The organism is Vibrio qinghaiensis, assembly GCF_002257545.1.
GTDB lineage: Bacteria > Pseudomonadota > Gammaproteobacteria > Enterobacterales > Vibrionaceae > Vibrio > Vibrio ordalii.
In genome coordinates this window covers 770075-794906 of sequence record NZ_CP022741.1, presented here as the reverse complement: position 1 = coordinate 794906, position 24832 = coordinate 770075, and the positions used below count along the sequence as shown (strand labels likewise).

Genomic DNA, 24832 nt, shown 5'->3' with positions numbered 1-24832 from the left:
GAGAAAAATACGCCGCTTAAAAACAGCGCTGTAAGATGGGAGAGAGTCGATAAAAAAGCCCCGAAAATTCGGGGCTGAAAAATGACTGAACCTATAGGGGTAGGACTCAATCAGGATACTAAATCGAACAAAATTACGCGTGTTTCATACGGACGAAGCACTTGATGTTCCAAAACTTTGAGTGGTTTTATATCTGTATAGTTACCTAACAGGTATTTTGCTTTCTCAATCGGTAACTCTTTTGGCAGCACGCATTCAGTGTCAACGCCATAATAGTTATTGATACAGATCAGCACCTGTTTCGCGTTGCGTCGCTGGTAGGCAAAAATCTCTTTATGATCGGGTAGCAAATCGGTGTAATCACCATCGGTAATTACACCGATTTTTTTGCGCAGCGCTATCAACTCTCGATAGAAATAGAACACCGATTGCTCATCAGCTAACGCGCATTGTGCATTCAATTCTTGATAGTTTTCTGCGATATCTAACCAAGGCTTACCTTGGCTAAAACCAGCAAAGCGCTCTGCATTCCACTGCATTGGCGTGCGAGAATTGTCACGGGATTTTTGTGCAAGAATGGCCATCATGGCTTCATGACTTACCCCTTGCTGGTTCACCATGATGTCGTAAATGTTAGTACTTTCCACATCTCGGTACTGTTCAATAGCGGTGTAGCCGGGATTGGTCATGCCAATTTCTTCACCTTGATAAACATAAGGCGTGCCTTGCATCATATGAATCGATGCTGCCAACATTTTTGCCGACTCAACGCGATAACGTTGATCATCCCCTAAACGGCTCACGATACGAGGTTGATCATGGTTACACCAAAAAAGTGCTCCCCACCCTTTACCATTTAAACCCGTTTGCCAATGGTTGAAAATCTGCTTCAATTGCAAGAAATCAAATGGCGCTTTCGTCCATTTTTCACCGTTCGGATAATCCACTTTTAAATGATGGAAGTTAAACACCATCGAAAGTTCTTTGCCATCCAAGCTTGAATATTGCTGGCAATGCTCAAGCGTTGTTGAGGACATTTCCCCCACGGTGACACTGCCGTACTGTTGGAAAACCGCTTGGCTGATCTCTTGTAAAAATTCATGCACGCGCGGGCCATCGGTATAAAAACGGCGGCCATCACCTTGGTGATCATCACTGAAATCCTGTGCTTTTGAGATTAAATTGATCACATCGAGACGAAAACCATCCACCCCTTTTTCAGCCCAGAAACGAATCACTTGCTTCACTTCTTCACGAACTTGAGGATTTTCCCAATTTAGATCCGCCTGCTCTTTGGCAAATAGGTGCAGATAATATTGCCCTGTTGTGTCATCTAACGCCCATGCACTACCACCAAACTTTGACTGCCAATTATTTGGAGCCTGACCATTAATCGGGTCTTGCCAAATGTAATAGTCACGATACGGGCTTGATTTATCACCCAACGCCGACTGAAACCAGGCGTGCTCGGTTGAGGTGTGGTTAACCACAATATCCATAATAATGCGGATACCTCTTTGATGAGCTTGAGCCAGCAGTTCATCAAAATCTTGCATGCTACCAAATTGAGGGTTTACGCCGTAATAATCTGAGATGTCATAACCGTTATCGATCATCGGAGACGAGTAAATCGGCGTCAGCCAAATGGCATCAATTCCCAAGCGGTGCAAGTAATCCAGTTTGGAGATGATCCCTTTGATATCTCCCGTTCCTTTAGCGCCGCTATCACAAAAACTTTTGGGATAAATCTGATAGATGGTGGCCGTTTTCCACCACTGACTATCGCTCTTGGTTATAACCATATTGACAACTCACTTACCAAAATAAAAATGAGTGGTGAAAACTCACCACTCGAATGAAAGGTTATGCACTTGCTGGCTCTAGTTCGCCTTTAGCTTGAGCTCGTTTGTATAAAAACAGAGTAAGCAGAATTGGGACGGCCATCGCCACCAGCATCGCGATGCCATAAATACCCCAGTATTGTGGTTGAATCGAAAGAATACCGGGTAAACCACCAACACCGATGCCATTCGCCATCACCCCGGCACTACCACAAATTGCGGCTGCAACAGCACTACCAATCATGGCGCTTAGCATTGGGAACTTATACTTTAAGTTGACACCATACATCGCTGGCTCTGTTACACCCAAGTAAGCCGAAATAGCCGCAGGAACAGAGATATCACGCTCACCCTGTTTTTTACTGATAATGATAATCCCAACAACGGCCGAAGCTTGTGCAATATTTGACAGTGCAATCAGTGGCCAAATTGGCGTACCACCCATTTCTTGCATCAACTGTAGATCCACTGCGTTGGTGGTGTGGTGAATCCCGGTAATGACCAGTGGCGCATACAATAAACCGAACACCATTGAGCCGATAACCGCAAAATCGCCAGTCATTGCAGCTTTAGCGGCAAACGCGACGCCATCACCCAATACGCGGCCAAATGGACCAATTAAAGCGTGAGCCAAAATAACGGACAATATGATAGAGATAAACGGCACAACAACGAGATAAAGATAAGAAGGGATGATGCGCTTTAAGTTTGTCTCAATAAACGCTAGAGCAACACCCGCCAACATGGCAGGAATTACCTGAGCTTGATAACCAACTTTTTCTATCACAAACAAGCCAAAATCCCAAACTTCAGGTACCTGCTTACCGATTAAATAAGCATTCATTAATTGAGGCGAAACCAAAGTCACACCCAAAGTAATACCCAGTATCGGTGTCCCACCCAACTTTTTCACCGTTGACCAACAAACGCCAACCGGTAGGAAGAAGAAAATAGCCTCACCAATTAACCATAAGAATGAATGGACGGTGGACCAAAATTGGCTAATTTCAACCAAGGTTTTGCCATCGAACATACGAATGTCGCCAATGACATTACGAAAACCGAGGATTAAACCGCCGGTGATGATCGCTGGCAACAAAGGAACAAAAATTTCCGCAAGATGCGAAATACCACGTTCTAAAAAGTTCATGTTTTGGCGAGCGGCTTTCTTCGCTTCATCTTTAGAAACGGCTTCTTTGCCTGAAAGCCCAATTAAGATGGCGTAAACTTCGTCCACCTCAGTACCAATCACAACTTGAAACTGCCCAGCATTGGTAAAACACCCTTTAACCATGCTCAGCTGTTCTAGCCCTTTTTTATCCGCCTTGTCTGTATCATTTAGAACAAAACGTAAACGAGTCAAACAATGACTCACACTGGCGATGTTCTCTTTACCACCTACCAGCTCGATAAGACGTATCACGTCTTGCTTCGCTATCTTGGCCATACTTTTGTCCACCCTATATTGGAATACTGTCTGTTTTTCTTTTTCAATGGGAACATTCCCAGATGCAAGTGCAATATTGACATAAATAATAAAAGGTAAAAATGGGAACAATCCCATTAATTGAATAAGATCACAGACTAATTGTAATTCACTTTAAGAAATAAGGAGTTATATTGTCAGCGGCTGTTGAGTGATGTGCGCAGGTTCCATGTCAGAATTTAATTGTAAAATCAAAAGATTAGCAGCTTTTTCTCCTGCTTGAGCATAACCAGGATCAATGCTGTAAATATTAGGAAAAAGAAAAGAGAACAGCTCATTACCACCCACACCAGTGACGGCAATATCATCTCGGCCCAATTCTTGGAGACGTTTAATCACGCCAAGCGCCAGAGTATCACTGGCACACACAATCGCTTGAGTCTGCTCATTCAGCACATCATCAACCAGTTGATAGGCACTTTCATGATGCAAACGTCCAGTACGATAGTTAGGAATGCACCCGCTTTGCTTGCACCAATCTAAGTACGAATCTAAACGTAATTTACCTGTCGTTTTATCTCTAGGATCAACTCCAATGTAGGCTATATTGGTTCGATTTTGCTCAGTTAAATGAGCAAGCGCGCCTTGAATAACACCATAATTGTCATAATTAATCGATGAGACCTTCTCGGCATCCATCGCAATCACAACCGCTCGCGATGCCCATAGGTTGAGTTGTGTGATATCGAGATCGGTAAAACCAAATACAATCACACCATCCACATGACGCTTATGTAAAACCTCAAGGTGCTCGTTCGTTTTAGTGCGATCAAACTGGCTTTCCATAATCACCACATCGTACCCATTTTGATACAACACCTGTAGCATTCGCCCCACGGCACGGTTTTCAGACGGTGACTCAAGGCGTGAGATAATCACGCCAATCACTTTCTCACTGCCACCACGCATTAACTGAGCGGATTTCAGTGGCACATACCCAGAATCTTGGATAACGCGTTCCACTTTTGCTCGTGTTTCAGGCTTCACTTTTGGGTCGTTCGTCAATACACGAGAAACCGTCGATTTACCAACACCCGACAGTTTTGCAATATCCAAGATAGTCAGTTTTCTGCTCATGCGAACCTATAGCGTAAATAAAAATGGAAGATAGCATGCGCTTATCTTAAATGAATTATTGAGTGGTACAGCCTTGATAAGTCGTTGATCCCACTTCGAGCAAAGCCTCATCGCCTTTCGTATGTAAAAGCACGGTTTGAGGCTGAGTTTGCTGGCTATCGTCGAGCCTATATTTTACGCCAGAGGCCGCTGGAATTTGTATTAATGGATATTCGCGACCAGCAATACGGAGCACGGCTGACTGTTGCTCAATATACGCAACATCAAAATGCTCACCAGAGCGACATTGATAATGCTGGAATTGGTTCTCACTTTCAACGCGCGAATCGTTCGCGTAATGTGGTGAGCATGCCGCTAAAAAAGCAACACTGAATCCAATAAAAAGACATGATTTATTCATATTGCCTTCCACAAAGGGGGAATTTTTACGGTGCAAGAAAAGCAGGGACATCGCGAATACTATCAAGTACCACGGTGGCGAGTAATTCACCTTGCTCAGTAACGGGTTTACCGGTACGCACTAACACTCGGGTACCAACACCTGCGGCTTGTGCAGCCATCATATCTTCAGCTTTATCGCCTATCATCACCGATTTTTCCATATCGATATCAAGAAAATCCCGTGCGGAGATAAACATACCAGGCTTGGGTTTGCGGCAATCACACTCTTCTTTATACTTACCTTCACCGTGCTCTGCATGGTGCGGGCAGTAATAAATACCATCAAACTCGACACCGTGATCGGCAAAATTCCAGTCCATCCATTGCGTTAAAGATAAAAAGCGCTCTTCACTAAATTTCCCACGAGCGATACCTGATTGGTTGGTCACCAAAACCAGCAAATACCCCATGTCTTGAAACTTCTTAGTGGCTTCAAATACACCATCAATAAACTCAAAATCATGCTCATCATGAACATAGCCATGATCAACGTTGATCACGCCATCGCGATCTAAAAACACTGCAGGTTTAGCCAAAATAACTCTCTCATATCACGCCAGATATGATGATTATTACACGCTTTATTTTTTTCATCACTACCTAATTCACCAAGGCGTTTAGACGTCTAGACGTAAAAATATCTATTGACTTAAATCAATTTAAGCCATAGCATCGTCCAATAAGTGAGAGAGAGTTCAACATTTTATTCTGTTATCCCTGCACAGGTTTTCCGATGATTCAAATTAATCAAGTAAATAAAGTTTTCTTTCAAGGCAATAAGGAAATTCAAGCCTTGAAAGAGATTAATCTTCACATTAAGCAAGGCACTATTTTTGGTGTGATTGGCTCGTCAGGTGCAGGGAAAAGTACGCTGATTCGTTGTGTCAACATGCTAGAGGCCCCAACAACAGGTTCCATTGTAGTTGATGGCGTTGATTTGACTCAACTAAGCAAATCAGAGCTCAGCCAAGCTCGTCGCAACATTGGCATGATCTTTCAACACTTCAATTTGCTTTCATCACGTACAGTATTTGGCAACATTGCTCTGCCACTTGAACTGGCTGGTGTCGAAAAAAATAGCATTGAAAAGAAAGTGTCAGAGCTGTTGCAACTGGTCGGCCTGACGGATAAGCGCGAAACGTATCCTGCCAATCTGAGTGGCGGCCAAAAGCAACGAGTTGCGATTGCGCGAGCGCTCGCCTCTGATCCGAGAGTATTGCTGTGTGACGAAGCCACCAGTGCGCTTGATCCTGCGACGACTCAATCGATTTTAGAGCTATTGAAAGAGATCAACCGCACGCTCAATATCACCATTTTGCTAATTACTCACGAAATGGATGTGGTAAAAAGTATTTGCCACGAAGTGGCCATTATTGGCGACGGTGAACTGGTTGAAAAAGGCACAGTTGGCGAGATTTTTGCTCACCCTAAAACCGCCTTGGCTCATCAATTTATTCGCTCAACGCTCGATTTATCAATTCCAGAAGATTACCAAACTCGCCTACAAGCCACTCGTGTAAAAGACAGCTACCCGCTGGTACGCTTAGAGTTTACAGGTGCGACGGTTGATGCGCCCTTGATGACACAAATTGCCCGAAAATTTAATATTGATGTCAGTATATTAAGTTCAGATCTTGATTACGCTGGTGGCGTTAAATTCGGCATGATGGTCGCTGAACTGTTTGGTAATGAGTCGGACGATAATGCCGCTCTTGAATTTCTTCGCGAAAACAACGTAAAAGTAGAGGTACTTGGTTATGTCCTTTAACACCATCACCGCTTGGTTAAGCCTGAATGGCGATCTTCTACTAATGGCAACTTGGCAAACACTCTACATGGTCGCTGTCGCGGGCATCGTCGGTTTCGTGGTTGGTATTCCACTAGGGGTTATTTTACATACCACCAAAAAAGGCGGCCTTCTCGAAAACACTCAGCTGAACCGCATTCTTGGTGCCATCGTTAACATTGGTCGCTCTGTGCCATTTTTGGTGCTCATGGTGGCCATTATTCCAGTGACAAAACTGCTTGTCGGTACATTTATTGGCACCACGGCGGCCATTGTGCCGCTGACGATTGGCGCAATTCCATTTGTCGCTCGTTTAATTGAAAGTGCATTGCTGGAAGTGCCCACTGGTTTGGTCGAAGCAGCGCAGTCAATGGGGGCTACGCCGATTCAAATTATTCGTAAAGTGTTGCTTCCTGAAGCGCTACCAACGATTGTCAACTCAGTCACCATTACTATGGTCACTCTAGTAAGTTACTCTGCCATGGCCGGAACCGTTGGCGGCGGTGGCTTGGGCGATGTCGCTATTCGTTACGGCTTTCATCGCTACGACTTAACCATTATGGCAGTCACAGTCGTGATGCTGATTGTCTTAGTACAAATTATTCAATCGATTGGCGATAAGTTTGTCCGCCGTGTCGACCACCGTTAAATCACAATAAAGTTAAAACACAGATTCGTTTTATAACAAGGAGTTAATCATGAAATTTAGCCTTAAAGCTCTACTTACCCTCGCCGTTAGCGCTTCAGCACTCGTGCTGGCAGGCTGTGGTGAAAAAGCGGTCGACAACAATAAAATCAAAGTGGGTGTCATTGCCGGTGCTGAAGCACAAGTTGCGGAAGTTGCAGCAAAAATTGCAAAAGGAAAATACAACCTAGATGTAGAACTCGTTACTTTTACCGACTATGTTACCCCTAATGCGGCACTGGATGATGGTTCGATTGACATCAATGCATTCCAACACAAGCCATACCTTGATCAACAGATCGCTGACCGCGGTTACAAATTAGCGATTGCAGGTAACACCTTTGTTTACCCAATTGCTGGCTATTCAAAACAAGTGAAATCGGTTGATGAGATTCAAGATGGCTCTCGCATTGCGGTACCTAACGACCCAACCAACCTTGGTCGCTCTTTACTGCTGCTAGAACAGCAAGGCCTAATTACTCTACGTGACGGTGCAGGTCTACTGGCAACGGTACGTGATGTGGTCGCCAACCCAAAAAACATCGCTATTGTTGAGTTAGATGCCGCGCAACTGCCTCGTTCACTTGACGATGTCACGCTCTCTATCATTAACACGACCTACGCCAGCTCAATTAATCTAACGCCTGAAAAAGATGGCGTGTTCGTTGAAGATAAAGAGTCACCTTATGTCAATATCATTGTTTCTCGTGCAGAAAATCTGAATGCTGAAAACGTAACTAACTTTGTTAAAGCCTACCAAACAGAAGAAGTATACCAAGCCGCTTCGAAAATTTTTGACGGTGGCGCAGTAAAAGGCTGGTAATTAATAAACCTATTACCTGTGCAAAAAAGCCTATAAAAACAGAAAAGCCGATACGCGATGTATCGGCTTTTTCGTATCAACAACACGCACCTGTTTACTTAATATGATCCCAAGACATGTTGGACACAATACGGCACGGGTCGCACTTAAAATGGAAAATATCGTGCAGCGGTTCATCGAGTAGCCACTCTCCCCCACATTTTGGGCATTTTCTGGCTTGTTCGTCCGCTAGGCTCTGGCCGCCAACTCGATACTGGTAGTAATAAGTAGGGATGTGGGTCAAAAACTCAATTCGTCCTCGTAAATCCCATCCTCTAATAAACAGCACACTGTCCACATCGCAAATCTCGTGCAGTGCAGCGTGTTCTGCTCGGCAACCACCCGCCATCTGAAGTTCATCACATGCCTGCCACTCTGTTTGCCATTTGATCACCGCTTTATGATCGCCATTTAAAGTCGCAGAATTACGATATAAAGGGATCGGCAGCAATGTGTCACCACTGCGCAGCGGGGAACAAGTGTGTACATAAGTGGTGTAAAGTATCTGCCAGCTAAGCAAGACATCATCAGCGGCTTGCTCGGAATTAAGATCGCGCCCCAACAAACGGACTTTCGGAGCCAGCAAACTAGCCTCCGTCAAGCGACTCAGGCACACCCTAACAAAATCAGAATGATACTTAGGGTGTAAGCTTTCTTGCTCTGGGCAAACCACCCGCACAAAGAACTCGCCCTCTCCCATAACGATGGGGAATTCACGCCCAAGCACTTGACCGTTATAGCGTAAGGCATCCATTAGGCCATTAATCGCTTTGTCTACCGCCGAGATAGTCGTGTTATCAAAACACTCAAACTGCAATTCAACCACGTACATCGTTATACCACAGGTTCTAAATTAGCGAAAAACTCGGCCACACTTTCGGCCAGCACGTCGCGTTTATCGGTACCTAAACGTTCTAAAATCACATGTCCAGAAAGGTTACAGATCGAAATTACATCCATCTCCGCATCGGTTGCACCAATAAACACGGTTGGTTTGAGTTTTAGTCGGCGCTGAGTCACCAAATGACCGAGGATATTTTCCTGCAAACGAACAAAATCATCCTCACTCCACACTTGCAATAGAGCGAGCTCGTTGCCTTGCCATTTAGCGGGCATGTCCGCACAAAACTGTACGCCATAAAAGGCTTTAATATCAGAATGTAGAGTCAATTCAATCGCTGCTTCTACGTTAGAAAAATCAGCTGCAACCGATCTGACGACGGGTTTCCACAGCACACTGTCTTGGTCGTTCATCACTGCGCAAGGGGAATCCAACTCAGCCAACTCATCATTACGAGGAGACTCGCCATGCTTTGTTTGGTAAGCGTCAAGATAACGTTGAGTAAATGAAAGTAAGGCTTGCTCGGCAGTTTGTGCCATGAAGTGCTCCAAAATTGATGAGTCGCTGCCTTGTGTGATGACAGCAACCCTAGGATTGCGTAAAATTCTGCTTATTCTAATCGAATTGACGTGAAAGTATGAGCAAATATTCCGATGCCAAAGCGCTGGCAGGGTTAACCCTTGGCAAAAAAACCGACTACGCAAAACAATACGATCCAAGCTTGCTACAACCGGTACCTCGCAGCCTGAACCGTGATGACTTACATTTGGGAGATAGCTTACCGTTCAAAGGTTGTGACATTTGGACTTTGTACGAACTCTCTTGGCTCAATGCAAAAGGGTTACCACAAGTGGCAATCGGCGAGGTTTCTATCCCTGCGACAAGTGCAAATTTGATTGAATCTAAATCCTTTAAGCTCTACCTCAATAGCTATAATCAAAGCAAAATAGCCAATTGGGATGAAGTAACGCAGCGCTTAACCCGCGATTTATCGGCCTGTGCTGGCGCGCCAGTCAGTGTCACTCTCAACCCGGTGAGCGATTATACTGACCAAGCGATTGTGACCATGCAAGGCGAATGCATTGATGAGCAAGATATTGAGATTGAAAGTTACCAATTTGATGCTAGCTTACTGAAAAGTGCCGCGCGTGGTGAGCAAGTCAATGAAACACTGCACAGCCATTTACTGAAATCGAACTGTTTAATCACCAATCAACCCGACTGGGGCAGCGTTGAAATTCATTATCAAGGTCAACAAATTGATCGAGAAGCACTGTTACGTTATCTCGTCTCATTTCGTGAACATAATGAGTTCCACGAACAGTGTGTAGAGCGTATCTTCACCGACATTATGCAATACTGCCAACCGACACAGTTAACGGTATACGCTCGATACACTCGCCGCGGCGGTTTGGATATCAACCCATTTCGCTCAACCGAACAAGAACGGCCAACACATAACCAACGTATGGCTCGTCAATAAAGGATTTACATTAGGATGATCAACGTGCGCTGGACACTTTTGCTCAGTTTAACTCTGGCTTTGTTTTCATTAGCTTCACAGGCCACCATCTACTCGTCGCCGATGTTAAATGAGGCCAATGGATTGATTGATATTTCGCCGAATCAAGCCAAGAGCCTAGCCACTGAGTATCTTGCTGAGCGAAAATTAGCCGAAAAAGCAGAAAAATCATCCTCTGTGATGGCGCGCGATGAAAGCGATAGTCTGATTAGAACTCCAGGTAGTAGCATTGATGCATTAAAGATCTTAGCCAAAGCAGAGTTCCAGTTGCACAATATGGATGCCGCACTGGCCGCGTTAAAACTTGCCGAACAGCTCACGCAACACTATCAATTGCCTTATTTAGCCATTGATGTACAAATACTCAAAACTCGTCTAATTTGGCTCAATAATAATGATGCAAGCACAGCTCGACAGGCGCTACGCGCGATCAGCATTCAATATGATGCCATCAAAAATGCGGATCAACTGGCAAAAGGTCTCGATTATAAAATTACCCTGCTCAAAGCAGAAATTGCCTCAAAAGCCAATGATATCGAACTGGCCAATAAGCTTTTTGCTGATCTAAAACCTTACATTGACTCGATCTCCTCACCGAAAACCGTGATTGAATATCAGATTATCATTGGTGAACATTTTCTCACTCATGGCTTTTACAATCGCGCTTTATCTGAGTTGCTAGTTGCCTATTGGGGCGCAATTGAAAACAACTCAAGCGCCCTGCTCGCTAAAACCAATACCTTACTGGCTCAGCTTTTTTTTGAACGAAAAGTGCTCGATAAAGCTTTAGAACATTTGTCTCAAGCGGCTGATTTTTATGATGGTTATAATAAATCTCCTGCATTAGCCAATGTACTACAGCGTATGGGCGATGTTTATTATCAACAAGGTAAATACAATCTAGCGCTCGTTCACTACTTCAACGTGATCGATCACGAAACGAGCCGCAATGATCTGGAAAAAGTCATTGAAGTGCGTATTAGTTTGGCGGCGACCTACCTTCATCTCTATAACTACCCATTAACTGACCAATATCTCACTCGCGCTGAAGACTTGCTTGAGCTGAAAGATTATCCTCGTTTAAAGGCACAGGCTTACTTACTGCATTCAGGATTAGCCTTTCACCAGAATCAAGCCGATGTGGTCATCAGCAACGCTCAACATGCCTTAAGTGTTGCTAAAACAATGCAAGATGACGAGATTGAAGAGCATGCCTATCGGTTACTGGCCTTCGGTTATGAGCAAAACGGTCAGTACGCACAAGCCTTAGAGAACATCAAGCGCAGTAATGCGCTGTCGAAAATACGCCAAGAGAAACTCAACCAGATAAGTGAAGATGCTTTTCGTCAGCAAAAAGAATTTGTAGAACAAACTCTACATTTGGTCGGACAAGAAAAAGCGCTGATCAAAACTCAAGAAGAGTATAATAAGTTCAAAAAGATCGCCTTTATTCTGTTTATCATCTCAATCATTTTATTTTTACTGCTACTGCGTAGAGGCTACCTTCTCCAGTTACAAAATGAAGAAATCGATGAACTCAACAGCACGCTCTTTACCCATTCTCGCTCTCGCTTGCGTAACCTGCGCATGCTCAATGCTAAGCTTCCTTCGGCATTGCAAAAAAGCAGCCGGCATTTTGAGCAGTGGTATATTGGTGAACTCATCCACGAGCCACTGAGTGACCGCCTTCGCTTTGTGATGATTGACATTCCCTTTCTGCGCAACATGTACTTAGAACATGGCTATTCGGCTGGCTTAGAATTGGAGCGCCAATTTGGTCAGTTTTTAAAATCGAAAATCAATGAGCCGAATCGGATTTATCACTTTTCCGATTCCAATCTGCTTTATATCGAGCCGAGCTCTGATCGCGATACTCCTCCGGAGATCACATTCGATCAAATTCAAGCATGGATAGAGGAATTCCAACCTGAACGCCGCTTAAATCGTACCATTCGCATGGGCATCGCCGACTACCCGTTTTTACCAAGAGCCTACATGGCGATTAATGATAAAGAGCTACTCGATATTCTGCTAATGGCCACTAACACGGCTCGTGAGCTAAGTATCAGGGACGAAGAAAGCCATTGGGTCTACTTAAAAGCGATCGATAACGCCCCAGCCGCTAGTTTTGCTTCCAGCAATATTCGCAAATCATGCAAGCACGCTATCAATCAAGGGCTAATAAAAGTGCATTCTTCTTACAAGAATGAGGAGAGTATCAAAAAACTATTAAAAGATGGGTAATTACTCGGCATTCAATGTGTTAAAGCAGTGACGTAGTCAATTTATTTGTTATTATCGATAAATCAATTAATAGGATCCTAACGATCCTCGCAGTTTAGTTTAGTTGTACATGGGCGCTCTCGAACAGGATATTCAAACACAGTTACAGCAGCTGAAAACTCAGTTGGAACAAGTTCGTTTGACACACAGGGATACTTCGTTCAAATTTAGACGAGAACACACTGTACTAAAACGGATTGTCGCATCATTAAGCTTGGCGTGTCTGGGGGATGATCATCAGCTAAATAGCCATTTATCGGATCTTCGTGAAGCGCTTGAACAACAAAAAGATGTTAGTACGCTCATACCTCGCTTAGCTGTATTGGAGCGCATGTTGAAACAACAGACTTTGGCTATAGAAAAAGAAAACTCTCATTTGGATTCTCAAATCAAACATAGTGGAGAAACATTACTTCGAGTTGCGGGCTTACCCGCCAAACTTAAGCGTGATTTGCGTGATCTGCTCAGCTTTTCAGAAGCACAACCTAAACCCAAAACCGAACGAGCGATTCAACTGCTTGGGATTTATGAGCGTGCAATCAAAATAATCACCGCAAACCCAAACACGGCCATCAGCGAACTGCATGTCGCAGATAGAGAGCTATTAACCAAGCTATCCGATGAACTGCAACACCTGATCACTGAATTGGATTTTGAAGGCGAATCAGGGGATCTGCTGGTAGATATCCGCGCCAAGCTATTGATTGGCGTATCGACATCAACGCTCTTAGAGTTGACGTTAGAGATTCTAAAACTGGTGATTGATGGCACGAATAGTGAGCGTAAAACGTCAGAAAAATTTTTAGAGCAGGTCAACTCATCGCTGGCCAAACACATCAAAAGCAGTGCACAAAACGCAAACCAAAGCCAGAGTTACTTTGAACACCGTCAAGAGATGAACACCGAGCTCACTACGCTAATCACTCAAAGTCAAAACATAATTAAAGACTCTTTGGCAGTTGACCAACTTAAGCTCTCTATTTCACCTATATTATGCGAAATGGAGTCACTTTCTGAACGCTTAAGTCATGCTGAGCAACGTGAGCAGGCACTGATTGAATGCTTAAATTATGGCAAAAATCAAATGGAAGCCCTGTTTGAGCTCACCCAAGATTATCGTCGTCGATTGGAAGATCAATCACAGCGTTTGCTGCTTGATCCACTGACAAAAGTCTATAATCGCACCGCCTTTAATGATCACCTTGAACTAGAGTATCGCCGCTGGATAAGAGCTCAGCATACGTTCCGAATCGTGATGTTTGATATTGATAAATTCAAAACTATCAACGATAGCTTTGGTTATACTGCAGGTGATAAAGCCCTTAAGATTATTGCCCGTACGATTTCGAAAGAGGCATCCGATACGGATACCGTGGCACGTTTCTCTGGTGAAGAGTTTATTATTTTACTTCCCGATCAAGAAGATAATCACTGTTTCAAGCTAGTACAAAATATTCAACGTAATGTGTCTAAACTGCCTTTCAAGTTCAGAGACAAAAGCATTACGATTACTCTTTCAGCCGCGAGTACCTGTTTTAAAGACTCCGATACGCCAGAGGAAGTACTTGAACGTTTACGCCGCTCCTTGCTTGAGGCCAAGAGTTTCGGCTCTAACCAAGTAGTTTGGAAATAACCAAGTAGTTTCGAAATAACCAAGTAGTTTGGAAATAACCAAAAGCACGGTTCGAACATCAACAAAAAGAACCCTAAAATAGCGGCCAAAAATGGTCGCTATTTAACCAACACTAAAACAAAACGTGCTACTTATCACACTCTACTTGTATAAACATTTCCTAATAATCACGAAAAGAACTAGATTGATACTGTAATTTCAATCAGTTATGTCTTCCTATCGCACATCCGCCACTAAACGAACTATGACCTATACTCCATGTAAGCGGATATATAAAAAATAAACTTTAGTCGTAGCGTGGACATTTTCCTTACCCTTCAATTAAGGAGGCCAGTATGATTACTCATATCAGCCCTACAGGCAGCATGGCTCTGCTTTCTCAACTCGAAGTAGAGCGTCTAAAAAAGACCGCTTCAAGCAATCTCTACCAGTTGTACCGCAATTGTACTTTGGCGGTATTAAACTCCGGCAGTCATACTGATAACTCGAAAGAACTTCTTGAAAAATATAAATCTTTTGATGTCACTGTCATGCGCCGAGAACGCGGTATCAAGCTAGAACTAACAAATCCACCAGAGCATGCCTTTGTAGATGGACAGATAATCAAAGGAATTCAAGAGCATCTGTTTTCGGTCCTGCGCGATATCGTTTATGTCAACATGCACTTAGCCGATAACCAGCGCTTAAATCTAACCAACGCCGCTCACATTACTAATCTTGTGTTTGGTATTTTACGCAATGCCGGAACGCTCATTCCCGGAGCAATCCCTAATCTTGTTGTCTGCTGGGGTGGTCACTCAATCAACCCCACCGAGTACCAATACACACGCGAAGTCGGCCATGAGCTGGGCTTGCGTGAACTGAATATTTGTACAGGCTGCGGGCCAGGCGCTATGGAAGGGCCAATGAAAGGGGCCGCAATTGGACACGCGAAACAGCGCTATACCGCACAACGCTATCTTGGCTTAACAGAACCGTCGATCATTGCCGCCGAGCCACCGAATCCGATTGTGAACGAATTGGTGATTATGCCGGATATTGAAAAACGCCTGGAAGCTTTTGTACGAATGGCGCATGGCATCATTATTTTTCCTGGGGGAGCAGGGACAGCGGAAGAACTGCTGTACATTTTGGGTATTATGATGCACCCGGATAACGCAAGCCAACCCATGCCAATTGTACTGACAGGGCCAAAAGAGAGCGAAGCCTATTTCCGTTCAATCGACACATTCATTGCCGAAACATTAGGTGAAAAAGCACGCCAGCATTACCAAATAGTCATTGATGACCCAGAAAAAGCGGCGCGTATCATGAGCCAAGCGATGCCGCTGGTTCGTCAGCATCGTAAAGATAGTGGTGATGCCTATAGTTTCAACTGGTCTCTCAAAATCGAGCCTGAGTTCCAACTGACTTTTGAACCAACTCACGACAGCATGGCCAATTTAGATTTACACCTAAACCAAAAACCAGAAGTACTTGCGGCCAATTTGCGTCGTGCATTTTCAGGTATTGTGGCCGGAAATGTGAAAGCGGAAGGCATCCGAGAAATTGAACGTCACGGCCCATTCATCATTGATGGCGATGCCCAATTAATGAAAAAAATGGATTTATTATTAAAAGACTTCGTCGCACAACACCGAATGAAGCTACCCGGTGGCAGTGCTTATGAACCTTGCTATAAAATTGCAACCAATAATCACAATCATTAAAGGCTAAACTGACTTATGCCATGATGAGTGGCAATATTAAGTGAGATCATTACAATAAGGGCTACTTTAGCCCTTATTTTTTGGTTGTTATGTCCTTACACCTTGTCATCATTGATGCTTTGAATCTGATCCGTCGGGTGCACTCCGCACAACCCGATCCTAACGATATGGTAAGAACCATAGAGACAACCTCGCGCACCTTGCAACGCATTATTAACGAAGCTCAACCGACTCATATCATCGCTGTGTTTGATCATCACTTACAAGAGCGAGGTTGGAGAGCACAACTTCTACCGACTTATAAGCAGAACCGAAAGCCGATGCCAGAAGCACTACAACTTGGCTTGGACGCCATTCAGCAAGCATGGTGGGAACTAGGGATTGACTCACTGCTCTCTGAAGGTGATGAAGCCGATGATTTAGTGGCTACCTTAGCCACTAAAGTGGCAAGCCACGCTGAAAAAGTAACGATCATTTCAACCGATAAAGGCTACTGCCAACTGCTCTCCCCCACTTTACAAATTCGTGACTACTTTCAGCATCGTTGGTTAGATCAACCCTTTATTGAACAGGAATTTGGCGTAAAGCCGAGCCAATTAACTGATTTTTGGGGATTAACGGGCATCAGTTCAAGCCAAGTTCCCGGCATTGCCGGCATTGGTCCCAAAGCGGCAAAAGAGATATTAACGCAATTTCCCGACATAGAAGAGGCCTACGCCAGTGCTGATTTGGCCAAGAAATACCGTAAAAAATTTGATGAGCAGATCGATATGGCGCGAGTCTGCAAACACATTGCCACACTAAAGACCGATATAGAGCTCGGTTTTAATTTGCAAGACATTCGCTTTTCAGCGCAAGTATCCCATCCAGAATAGCAAAACGCTCCTAGAAAGGAGCGTTAAATTAACCTATTAGAACATTAGTTAGAACATTAGTGCGGAGAGATGTTCGACAAGCATTGGACATGCACTGTGATCTCTTCACGATCATGATACAAATGCTTTGCCTGCATGCGGAACTTTACCTCATTTTTAATCAGAAAAACTTTCAGATTTTCAATATCTTGTAAAACTTCATCATAGCGCCCTTTCATTGGCAGCTTTAAGTTGAAGATGGCTTCTTTCGCCCAACCCTTGAGGATCCACTGCCCCATTAAATGCGCCACACGAGCTGGCTTTTCAATCATGTCACACACAATCCAAGTCACGTTCTTGCGTGGCGGCTCAAATTTAAAACCATCCTCGGCATGGTGTTTCACTTGTCCTGTGTCCATCAAACTTTCAGCCATTAGACCGTTGTCGATAGCATGAACAAACATCGAACGCTTCACCAGTTGGTAAGTCCAGCCCCCCGGGCATGCACCCAAGTCTACCGCCCACATTCCCGGAGCCAAACGTTCGTCCCACTCTTCACGAGGAATAAACACATGGAAAGCCTCTTCCAACTTCAGTGTGGAACGACTTGGCGCATCGGCTGGGAATTTCAAACGAGGAATGCCCATGAAAAAAGGCGAGTTATTGTTGGTGTACGAATACCCAACGAAGCAGTGTCCGGGTTGAATAAAGCAGACATGTAGCACAGGTCTCTTCGCCGACTCTTTGTTAGACAAAATCCCCTTGCCACGTAACGCTTGACGCAATGGCACGGTAAACTTACGACAAAATTTGAGCAACTCTTTCGCTTCATTGGTATCTGGCGTTTCAATGCGAATGTCACCACAACGCGGAAAACCCTCAAGTTCGGCGAGTTCAGATAAGATAGGCGAAATACGATCATCTTTAGGTAAATCGCTAAATTCCGCCGCTACCGCAAACATCTGACGAGCAAAAATAAGCGATTGGAAATCGATCTCTTTAACCAACTTATCAGCATCACCGGCCTGATAGCACTCAAACAAAACGTAACCCGTATTGTTTTTCACACGAGGAAAACCAAAAACCTCTAGCTTAGTCGCTTTATCTTGGATCTCTCCGGCACACTCTTTTTCAAAGCCTGCACGACAATAGAGCATTACGTGTTTCACTGGTCCACCTCTTGAATATTAAGTGCTGCATAGCCAAACACTCCCCACCCTAGCATAAAGAACACGCCACCAAATGGCGTGATCGGGCCAAACCACTTGATGCCCGTGAGTGCTAAAGCGTAAAGACTGCCGCTAAAACAAAGGACGCCGATGATAAAGCAAATTGCCGCAATGAAAAAATATTTTTGTGCTTTCGATCCCAAACGACAATGCAGCAAAATACCACACGCTAATATGGCTAAAGCGTGAATCGATTGATACTGCACTCCCGTTTCAAACACCGAAAGCAAGTAAGGGGTTAAATACGCTTTTAGGCCGTGCGCGGCAAAAGCCCCTAGAGCGACACCAACGCCCGCCATAAAAGCCGCGATAGCGAGCAATAACTTACTCTTCATCTAACAATACCTCTTGTTCACGTCTGGCTTTTTTGAGCATCCAATCACGGAAAGTAGCGATGCGCCCCATATCGGCCTGCTTCTCGTGACAGACCACATAGAAAGCATTTTTAGTCATCAGCACTTCGTCAAAAGGCGCAATCAAGCGACCCGCTTCCTGCTCTGGCTGAGCTAACACGTTATTCCCCAGAGCGATACCTTGCCCATGCGCCGCCGCTTGCAGCACCATGGTCGAATGGCTAAAGATGGGGCCGTGGTTGACATTCACCCCTTCAAGATCGTTCTCTTTAGCAAACTGTTTCCAATCTTTACGAGAAGTATCGTGTAGCAGAGTATGCCGTGTTAGATCGTCCAGTGTTGCTAAAGGCTTAGGACCTAACAGCAGAGAAGGAGAGCAGAGTGGGATCAAAAACTCTTGATACAACTTATCCGCACGCAATCCTGGCCAGTTACCTCGGCCATAATAAATCGCCACATCCACATCATCGGTTAACGAACCTTCATCCATATCAACCGCTTTGATACGCACATCAATATCCGGCTCTTGTTGATTAAAATCGGCCAAACGTGGCACTAACCACTGAATCGCAAAACTCGGCGGTAAACTAATGGTTAACGCCCCTTTTTCACTGCGCTCTAGTACCTTATCGGTCGCTTCAGAGAGCGCGGTAAAGATATCTTTAATGTCGAGAAAGTAACTTTGCCCTTCTTCTGTCAATAGCAGAGAACGATTACGACGGCGAAACAGCTTTAACCCTAAAAATTCCTCTAACGCTTTGATTTGATGACTGACTGCGGCTTGTGTCACAAATAGCTCTTCCGCAGCGCGAGTAAAACTCAGCTGGCGAGCTGCCGCTTCAAACACTTTCAGCGAGTTTAATGGTGGCAATCTTCTGGACATAGGTACACTCAAAAATTAGATTAGTTTTTTTAATCTGAAACATTATAAATTGTCCATTGCCGAGCGGCTAGAGAAATTCTATATTTCACCCCGCAACAAGGCCTGAACGGCTTGATTCAGTTATGAATCAATTGGCTTTTGTTGCGATGTTGTGTTTGCAAACTCGTATTTCGAGTTGGGTAGAATTCTACCACCCTGTTTTGTGCAGTTATCCCCTGCAACAAAGCAATACTTCCTGTATTTATTTTTTGACCTGTCTGTCAAATTTTTTAGCACCGCCTTAGGGCGGTGTTTTTTTATGGCTGTTATTGATAGATTTTCACTATAAAAAAACCGCCCACGAAAACGTGAGCGGTCTATTCCGTATCTAGAAAATGATTAAGGTCGATACACTTTGATGTTGTTAAAGCCTTGCTCTTTCAAATACAGAGCTTGGAGCCGACTCATCACACCGCGCGCGCAGTACAATAGATACGTTTTAGATTGATCTAAATCGCCAAACTGAGTCGATAGCTTGTAGAAAGGTAAGTGTTTCACTTCCACGCCTTCAATCAGCAGTGGCTTATCATCTTCCTCATCTGGACTACGAATATCGAGCACCACCGCATCTTTTTCGATTGCAGCCACTTGTTCAACTTCAGGTGCTTGCTCTTGGCTCTCTTTCTCAATATCACGAATATCCATTTGACGAGCGTTGTACACAACGTGCTCTAAAATTGAGAAATCAAACTTTGCTTCTTCGGCTTCTAATTTCGCTTTCACCGCTTTAACGGTTGGGCTTTTTGAAATAACCCCACAGTATTCCGGCATCGTTTTGGCGAAATCTTCTGTCCCAATCTCGCGCGCCACTTTAATAATCTCTTCTTTGTCCCAGTTGATGAGAGGACGCAAAATTAGAGTATCGGTCACGCCATCAATATGACGAAGATTAGTTAGAGTTTGGCTCGAAACTTGACCCAACGCTTCTCCGGTCACTAAAGCTTCAATATTTAACTTCTGGGCTATCATTCCAGCTGCGCGCATAAACATACGTTTTAGCACCACGCCCATTTGACCATCATCTACTTTTTCTAAGATTTCAGCCACCACAGGCTCGAAATCGACCGAGATAAAACGCACTTTGGCTGAAGAGCCGTATTTATTCCACAAATAGTGCGCCACTTGCTTTACACCAATTTCATGCGCTGGTCCGCCTAAATTGAAGAAGCAATAATGCACTTTTGAGCCACGTTTGATGTGTAAATAGCTTGATACACCCGAGTCAAAACCACCGGAGATTAAACTCAATAAATCTTCTTGAGTGCCAAGAGGGAAACCACCTAAACCTTTATAACGGGCAATCACTTGATTGAGCAATTCATCGGCTATTTCAATGTTGATGGTAACGTCTGGTTTTTTTAGTTGAACTTTTGCACTCTCAACCGCTTGGTTTAAACCACCACCGACATAACGCTCAACATCGATTGAGGTGAAATCATGCTTTCCTCGACGCTTAGCACGCACGACAAAGGTTTTCCCTTCGATGTTATTACGGCTGAGCGCTAACACTTGCTCGTAAATGTCATGCATATCCTTAAACTCAGATTGCTGCACTTCGAGTACTTGCTGGATGCCAGGAGTGTGAGTCAGAATTTCAAGGACTTCTTGATAATATTGGTCACTTTGTGCGGTCACTTCAATGTGATCACGGCGGTTAAATACCGCAACTGACTCAGTTCTTCGCTTGATGATAATACGAATATTGGACTCTAAAATCTTTGTGAAGCGCTTGCGTACTGAGTCACTTTTAACAAAAATTTCCGGATGGGGCTTAACAATAAATTTCATAGTTCTATTCGCAATCTAATTAGGCAATGTGGTGATTCAATGAGCCGCGCGTTTCTCTCGCTACTGATACACCGCTAAGGGCGCAAGATTATACACGAGGTGATAACCATAAAAAAGACGAGCCTTAGCGCTCGTCTATGTGTTTTTACATAATCCAACGTAAGCTACTGAACGGATGGAACTTCATCACTGTACAGCGGTTCACCTTGCATAATACTGATTTCTACCCGACGGTTACGTGATCGTTCACTTTCGGTATCATTAGGCCCTACAGGATCAGTATCCGCCATACCGCGCACCCTAAGTCGTTGATGAGAAAAGCCACGAACTTTTTCCATCTCTTGCGCAACAGAAACCGCTCGTTGAGCCGAAAGATCCCAGTTTGAACGATACAGCTCAGAATCGACTCTCTGATTGTCGGTATGGCCAGAAATTCGCACAATCCCCGGCACATCTTTAACCAAATCGGCAATTTGACGCACCAATGGACGAAACTTAGGTTGTAAAAATGCAGAACCTTCAGGAAACGCACCTCTTTCACGGATACGGATTACCAACTGCTGCCCCAAGTTTTCAACTTCAATTGCACCTTGTTCAATTTCTCTTGCTAACGCCTTTTTGATGGCTTGTTCGACGACTTCCATCTCTTGCGACATGGATTCCGCTTGCTGTTGTTGCATTTCCGATTCGGTATTTTGATTGCTCTGTGTTGAGGTTTCTGGGGATTGCCCCCCAGTCAATTGCCCTTCATCACGCTGCATACCACCAGAACGGTCAGAATCACCTTCTTGGAAATTTAATGTCTGCTGGGTGATATCAATGGTTTGTTGCATGATGACATCAATTGGTGTCGGTTCAGGACGGCCTGGGCGAAACTCTTGTGCAATGATGCTTGTCCCTTTGGGAATGTCTTTCACCTCCAAGCGATTTTGTACACCAAAAGCAAACTTCATAGAGCCTGCGATCTGTTTAAACTTCAGCACATCCATCTCGGAAAAAGAGAGCAGCAGTACGAAGAAACACATCAGCAGTGACATCAAGTCGGCAAAAGTACCCATCCACAACGGCAGACCGGGAGGGGGACATTTACAGCTTTCTTCATCATCCATTACAAGCTCCGTTATTCGCTATCAACATCAAGAACACGCTTACCTTCATTAATGTAGTTTTTCAGATAACTATCAATAACTCGTGGGTTTTGTCCATCTTGAATCGCCAGTACACCATCCATAATTAAACGACGGTTGAGCTTTTCTTGTTCACGACGTAAGGCAAGTTTGTCAGCAATAGGGAAAAACACCATGTTAGATAATATTGCACCATATAAAGTGGTTAACAACGCAACGGCCATCGCAGGGCCAATTGATTTAGGGTCATCCATGTTAGACAACATGGCAACCAAGCCCACTAAAGTACCGATCATCCCCATCGCAGGGGCTACATCACCAAAAGCGCGAAACACACTAGACCCTTTATCATGCCGTTCATCAGTCAAAGCGATGTCTTTTTGCAACGCAGAACGCACCACGTCAGCATCATGGCCATCCACCAGCAAATCGATCCCTTTTTGCATGAAACTATTGGTAATTTCCATCTCTTCTAGTGCAAGAAAACCGCCTTTACGTGCTGCATCCGCCATTTCCACGATTTTTGCGATCAAATCTTCAGGCTCATCAGCTTTAAACATAAACGCTTTACCTGCGATTTTTGCCGCGCCAAAAAATTGCCCCATCGTAAATTTCATTAAGACAACAAAAGTTGAGCCTCCAACAACAATCAATATCGAGATGACGTCGAAGAACATCATCAAGCTTCCGCCTAAGATCATTGCCATGATAACGAAAGCCATGCCCCCGATCAGTCCTAACAGCGTTGCTAAATCCACAAAGCACTCCTCATGCTACTCACCTGCGATAATGAGTTTAAACCCGTTATCGGCAATAGATTCAAAATTTTAAGTAAATTATTGGATCATACCGAAATTCTCTCTGTTCAGTTTATACCTAAACCAAGTAAAGATGCACTGTTGCCAGCACACTGATATGGCCAAGATTCTGAGTCACCGTCACTATTTCAGTAAATATCGGTCTGGTTGCTAAGTATCGTATTATTATTTTTATTATTTGTGATAGTGACAGTTCCAAAAGAGGGACTTTTCAGACAAAAATCGTTGGTTAAATTTGACCATCACTACGCCCTAAGGTAACTTTCGTGCATATTTACCAAGATAAAAAGATTATGGCGAGCAAGAAACCTGAAAATATGTCCTTTGAAGCAACTATCGAAGAACTTGATAGCTTAGTGGAACAGCTAGAAAATGGCGATTTAGCCTTAGATGATGCGCTAAAAAAATTCGAGCGCGGAATATCCCTTGCTCGTGCTGGACAAAGTAAGTTAAGTGAAGCGGAACAGCGAGTCAGTATTTTGCTCAGTGCGAGCGATGAAGCGCCACTCTCTGACTTTACTGAACTACCTGAGTAATAGGCACGTATTACTGATACATACTGATTACTGACTCATATTTATCGATCTCATCGCTCGCTATGTGACATGAACCTGTCAATTAAGTCACAGGGAAACGGTCGATCGTAACCTAGTAGATACCACAACTTAGTAGAAAGAGTGCCCTATGATTGAGGCTCTGAGCTCCTATCAGCAAAGAAATATTGACCAATTAAACCTTTGGTTATGCCGCTTACCGCATCAAAAACAATCCCTAATTGACGCGATGCGTTACGGTTTGTTACTTGGCGGTAAAAGGGCTCGACCTTATTTGGTGTATATCACAGGGCAAATGCTTGGTTGTACACAAAATGAACTCGACACCCCAGCCTGCGCAGTAGAATGTATTCACGCTTACTCATTGATCCACGATGACCTTCCCGCGATGGACGACGATGAATTGCGGCGCGGTCAAGCCACTTGTCACATCGAATTTGACGAAGCCATCGCGATTTTAGCGGGCGATGCCCTGCAAACACTGGCCTTTACTATTTTGGCAGAAGGTCAACTCGCCGAACATGCGCAAGTCAACCGCATTAAGATGGTCCAAATGTTGGCTCAAGCTTCCGGTGCTCAAGGTATGTGTATAGGCCAAGCGTTGGATCTGCAAGCGGAAAATCGTCTGGTTTCAGTGCAGGAATTAGAGGAGATCCATCGCAATAAAACGGGAGCCTTGATGCGTTGTGCAATCCGTTTAGGTGCGCTTGCGGCGGGTGAAAAAGGGCTTGCGGTACTACCACAATTAGATCGCTATGCCGATGCCGTTGGTCTCGCATTCCAAGTTCAAGATGATATTTTAGATATCGTTAGCGATACCGAGACATTAGGTAAACCTCAAGGCTCGGATCAACAACTCAATAAAAGTACCTACCCAGCGCTGCTAGGATTACAAGGTGCTATTGACAAAGCACAAAGTCTGTTACAGGAAGCTCTTCAAGCCTTGGAAGCAATACCCTACAATACAGAATCACTCGAAGAGTTCGCCCGATACGTCGTCGAGCGCAAGAACTAAACTATA

Annotated in this window: 23 protein-coding genes; 10 read left to right on the top strand and 13 right to left on the bottom strand. The window is 44.2% G+C overall.

The features are described from left to right. Positions 1–110 precede the first annotated feature (110 nt). The 5 genes from treC to gmhB form a co-directional block, all read right to left on the bottom strand. The gene (gene treC, locus CCZ37_RS03825) at positions 111–1802 is read right to left on the bottom strand and encodes an alpha,alpha-phosphotrehalase (RefSeq protein WP_094499786.1); all 1692 of its coding nucleotides are present in this window, start codon (positions 1800–1802) and stop codon (positions 111–113) included. Between the two features lie 61 nt (positions 1803–1863). Further along, positions 1864–3288, bottom strand: a complete 1425-nt coding sequence (treB, locus tag CCZ37_RS03820) for a PTS trehalose transporter subunit IIBC (RefSeq protein ID WP_094500788.1) — start codon at positions 3286–3288, stop codon at positions 1864–1866. 168 nt (positions 3289–3456) lie between these two features. Beyond that, entirely contained in the window at positions 3457–4404 is a 948-nt protein-coding gene (gene treR / locus CCZ37_RS03815) for a trehalose operon repressor TreR (RefSeq protein ID WP_094499785.1), read from the bottom strand. A gap of 55 nt (positions 4405–4459) precedes the next feature. Continuing rightward, positions 4460–4804, bottom strand: a complete 345-nt coding sequence (locus tag CCZ37_RS03810) for an MliC family protein (RefSeq protein WP_094499784.1) — start codon at positions 4802–4804, stop codon at positions 4460–4462. Positions 4805–4829: 25 nt separating this feature from the next. Continuing rightward, a complete protein-coding gene (gmhB, locus tag CCZ37_RS03805; RefSeq protein WP_013857382.1) occupies positions 4830–5381 on the bottom strand; it encodes a D-glycero-beta-D-manno-heptose 1,7-bisphosphate 7-phosphatase in 552 nt (183 codons plus the stop codon). Between the two features lie 197 nt (positions 5382–5578). Between gmhB and metN the strand changes: the two genes are divergently transcribed. The 3 genes from metN to CCZ37_RS03790 are packed head-to-tail and all read left to right on the top strand — an operon-like array spanning position 5579 to position 8139. Next, positions 5579–6613, top strand: coding sequence for a methionine ABC transporter ATP-binding protein MetN (gene metN, locus CCZ37_RS03800; protein WP_094499783.1), 1035 nt, complete (start codon positions 5579–5581; stop codon positions 6611–6613). Beyond that, positions 6603–7280, top strand: coding sequence for a methionine ABC transporter permease (locus CCZ37_RS03795; RefSeq protein WP_094499782.1), 678 nt, complete (start codon positions 6603–6605; stop codon positions 7278–7280). Before metN ends, CCZ37_RS03795 begins: the two co-directional genes overlap by 11 nt. 49 nt (positions 7281–7329) lie before the next feature. Then, entirely contained in the window at positions 7330–8139 is an 810-nt protein-coding gene (locus tag CCZ37_RS03790; protein ID WP_010318177.1) for a MetQ/NlpA family lipoprotein, read from the top strand. Positions 8140–8233: 94 nt separating this feature from the next. Here CCZ37_RS03790 and CCZ37_RS03785 read toward each other — a convergent pair whose 3' ends face one another. Beyond that, on the bottom strand, positions 8234–9010 hold the full coding sequence (locus CCZ37_RS03785; protein WP_094499781.1) for a Zn-ribbon-containing protein: 777 nt from the start codon (positions 9008–9010) through the stop codon (positions 8234–8236). 2 nt (positions 9011–9012) lie between these two features. Further along, the gene (gene syd, locus CCZ37_RS03780) at positions 9013–9558 is read right to left on the bottom strand and encodes a SecY-interacting protein (RefSeq protein WP_047688882.1); all 546 of its coding nucleotides are present in this window, start codon (positions 9556–9558) and stop codon (positions 9013–9015) included. Positions 9559–9656: 98 nt separating this feature from the next. Here syd and queF point away from each other — a divergent pair, with 98 nt between their 5' ends. From queF to xni, 5 genes are all read left to right on the top strand, one after another. Then, the gene (queF, locus tag CCZ37_RS03775; RefSeq protein ID WP_010318181.1) at positions 9657–10502 is read left to right on the top strand and encodes an NADPH-dependent 7-cyano-7-deazaguanine reductase QueF; all 846 of its coding nucleotides are present in this window, start codon (positions 9657–9659) and stop codon (positions 10500–10502) included. 15 nt (positions 10503–10517) lie between these two features. Continuing rightward, positions 10518–12785: a tetratricopeptide repeat protein gene (locus tag CCZ37_RS03770; protein ID WP_094499780.1), complete on the top strand. Its 2268-nt coding sequence runs from the start codon at positions 10518–10520 to the stop codon at positions 12783–12785. A 109-nt stretch (positions 12786–12894) separates the two neighbouring features. Continuing rightward, the gene (locus tag CCZ37_RS03765; protein ID WP_094499779.1) at positions 12895–14457 is read left to right on the top strand and encodes a GGDEF domain-containing protein; all 1563 of its coding nucleotides are present in this window, start codon (positions 12895–12897) and stop codon (positions 14455–14457) included. A 335-nt stretch (positions 14458–14792) separates the two neighbouring features. Next, the gene (gene ppnN, locus CCZ37_RS03760) at positions 14793–16166 is read left to right on the top strand and encodes a nucleotide 5'-monophosphate nucleosidase PpnN (protein WP_010318184.1); all 1374 of its coding nucleotides are present in this window, start codon (positions 14793–14795) and stop codon (positions 16164–16166) included. An 89-nt stretch (positions 16167–16255) separates the two neighbouring features. After that, positions 16256–17041, top strand: coding sequence for a flap endonuclease Xni (gene xni / locus CCZ37_RS03755; protein WP_167372379.1), 786 nt, complete (start codon positions 16256–16258; stop codon positions 17039–17041). A gap of 56 nt (positions 17042–17097) precedes the next feature. Here xni and rlmM read toward each other — a convergent pair whose 3' ends face one another. The 6 genes from rlmM to pomA all read right to left on the bottom strand — a co-directional run bounded on the left by rlmM (position 17098) and on the right by pomA (position 23197). After that, positions 17098–18189 carry a 23S rRNA (cytidine(2498)-2'-O)-methyltransferase RlmM gene (gene rlmM / locus CCZ37_RS03750; protein WP_094499777.1) on the bottom strand — a complete coding sequence of 364 codons (1092 nt, stop codon included), beginning with the start codon at positions 18187–18189 and terminating at the stop codon, positions 17098–17100. After that, positions 18186–18584, bottom strand: a complete 399-nt coding sequence (locus CCZ37_RS03745; protein ID WP_017044195.1) for a DUF423 domain-containing protein — start codon at positions 18582–18584, stop codon at positions 18186–18188. The genes rlmM and CCZ37_RS03745 overlap by 4 nt, the downstream gene beginning before the upstream one ends. Further along, on the bottom strand, positions 18574–19485 hold the full coding sequence (locus tag CCZ37_RS03740; RefSeq protein ID WP_094499776.1) for a transcriptional regulator GcvA: 912 nt from the start codon (positions 19483–19485) through the stop codon (positions 18574–18576). Before CCZ37_RS03740 ends, CCZ37_RS03745 begins: the two co-directional genes overlap by 11 nt. A 378-nt stretch (positions 19486–19863) precedes the next feature. Further along, positions 19864–21312: a tRNA uracil 4-sulfurtransferase ThiI gene (gene thiI, locus CCZ37_RS03735; RefSeq protein ID WP_094499775.1), complete on the bottom strand. Its 1449-nt coding sequence runs from the start codon at positions 21310–21312 to the stop codon at positions 19864–19866. Between the two features lie 164 nt (positions 21313–21476). Further along, a complete protein-coding gene (locus tag CCZ37_RS03730; RefSeq protein WP_010319095.1) occupies positions 21477–22421 on the bottom strand; it encodes a flagellar motor protein MotB in 945 nt (314 codons plus the stop codon). Positions 22422–22432: 11 nt separating this feature from the next. Then, positions 22433–23197 (bottom strand): flagellar motor protein PomA, encoded by a 765-nt coding sequence (gene pomA, locus CCZ37_RS03725; protein WP_010319094.1) that lies wholly within the window; start codon positions 23195–23197, stop codon positions 22433–22435. Positions 23198–23550: 353 nt separating this feature from the next. On the opposite strand from pomA, the gene xseB reads away from it, so the two are divergent. Beyond that, on the top strand, positions 23551–23793 hold the full coding sequence (gene xseB, locus CCZ37_RS03720) for an exodeoxyribonuclease VII small subunit (protein WP_094500787.1): 243 nt from the start codon (positions 23551–23553) through the stop codon (positions 23791–23793). Between the two features lie 148 nt (positions 23794–23941). After that, the gene (ispA, locus tag CCZ37_RS03715) at positions 23942–24826 is read left to right on the top strand and encodes a (2E,6E)-farnesyl diphosphate synthase (protein ID WP_017044191.1); all 885 of its coding nucleotides are present in this window, start codon (positions 23942–23944) and stop codon (positions 24824–24826) included. The last annotated feature ends 6 nt before the right edge of the window (positions 24827–24832 follow it).

Coding starts and splice junctions, on each gene's coding strand:
- treC (WP_094499786.1), bottom strand. CDS start 1,802: ATGGTTATAACCAAGAGCGATAGTCAGTGGTGGAAAACGGCCACCATC.
- queF (WP_010318181.1), top strand. CDS start 9,657: ATGAGCAAATATTCCGATGCCAAAGCGCTGGCAGGGTTAACCCTTGGC.
- CCZ37_RS03770 (WP_094499780.1), top strand. CDS start 10,518: ATGATCAACGTGCGCTGGACACTTTTGCTCAGTTTAACTCTGGCTTTG.
- CCZ37_RS03810 (WP_094499784.1), bottom strand. CDS start 4,804: ATGAATAAATCATGTCTTTTTATTGGATTCAGTGTTGCTTTTTTAGCG.
- CCZ37_RS03765 (WP_094499779.1), top strand. CDS start 12,895: ATGGGCGCTCTCGAACAGGATATTCAAACACAGTTACAGCAGCTGAAA.
- ispA (WP_017044191.1), top strand. CDS start 23,942: ATGATTGAGGCTCTGAGCTCCTATCAGCAAAGAAATATTGACCAATTA.
- CCZ37_RS03795 (WP_094499782.1), top strand. CDS start 6,603: ATGTCCTTTAACACCATCACCGCTTGGTTAAGCCTGAATGGCGATCTT.
- metN (WP_094499783.1), top strand. CDS start 5,579: ATGATTCAAATTAATCAAGTAAATAAAGTTTTCTTTCAAGGCAATAAG.
- treR (WP_094499785.1), bottom strand. CDS start 4,404: ATGAGCAGAAAACTGACTATCTTGGATATTGCAAAACTGTCGGGTGTT.
- xni (WP_167372379.1), top strand. CDS start 16,256: ATGTCCTTACACCTTGTCATCATTGATGCTTTGAATCTGATCCGTCGG.
- CCZ37_RS03790 (WP_010318177.1), top strand. CDS start 7,330: ATGAAATTTAGCCTTAAAGCTCTACTTACCCTCGCCGTTAGCGCTTCA.
- ppnN (WP_010318184.1), top strand. CDS start 14,793: ATGATTACTCATATCAGCCCTACAGGCAGCATGGCTCTGCTTTCTCAA.
- thiI (WP_094499775.1), bottom strand. CDS start 21,312: ATGAAATTTATTGTTAAGCCCCATCCGGAAATTTTTGTTAAAAGTGAC.
- CCZ37_RS03745 (WP_017044195.1), bottom strand. CDS start 18,584: ATGAAGAGTAAGTTATTGCTCGCTATCGCGGCTTTTATGGCGGGCGTT.
- CCZ37_RS03740 (WP_094499776.1), bottom strand. CDS start 19,485: ATGTCCAGAAGATTGCCACCATTAAACTCGCTGAAAGTGTTTGAAGCG.
- xseB (WP_094500787.1), top strand. CDS start 23,551: ATGGCGAGCAAGAAACCTGAAAATATGTCCTTTGAAGCAACTATCGAA.
- syd (WP_047688882.1), bottom strand. CDS start 9,558: ATGGCACAAACTGCCGAGCAAGCCTTACTTTCATTTACTCAACGTTAT.
- CCZ37_RS03785 (WP_094499781.1), bottom strand. CDS start 9,010: ATGTACGTGGTTGAATTGCAGTTTGAGTGTTTTGATAACACGACTATC.
- treB (WP_094500788.1), bottom strand. CDS start 3,288: ATGGCCAAGATAGCGAAGCAAGACGTGATACGTCTTATCGAGCTGGTA.
- CCZ37_RS03730 (WP_010319095.1), bottom strand. CDS start 22,421: ATGGATGATGAAGAAAGCTGTAAATGTCCCCCTCCCGGTCTGCCGTTG.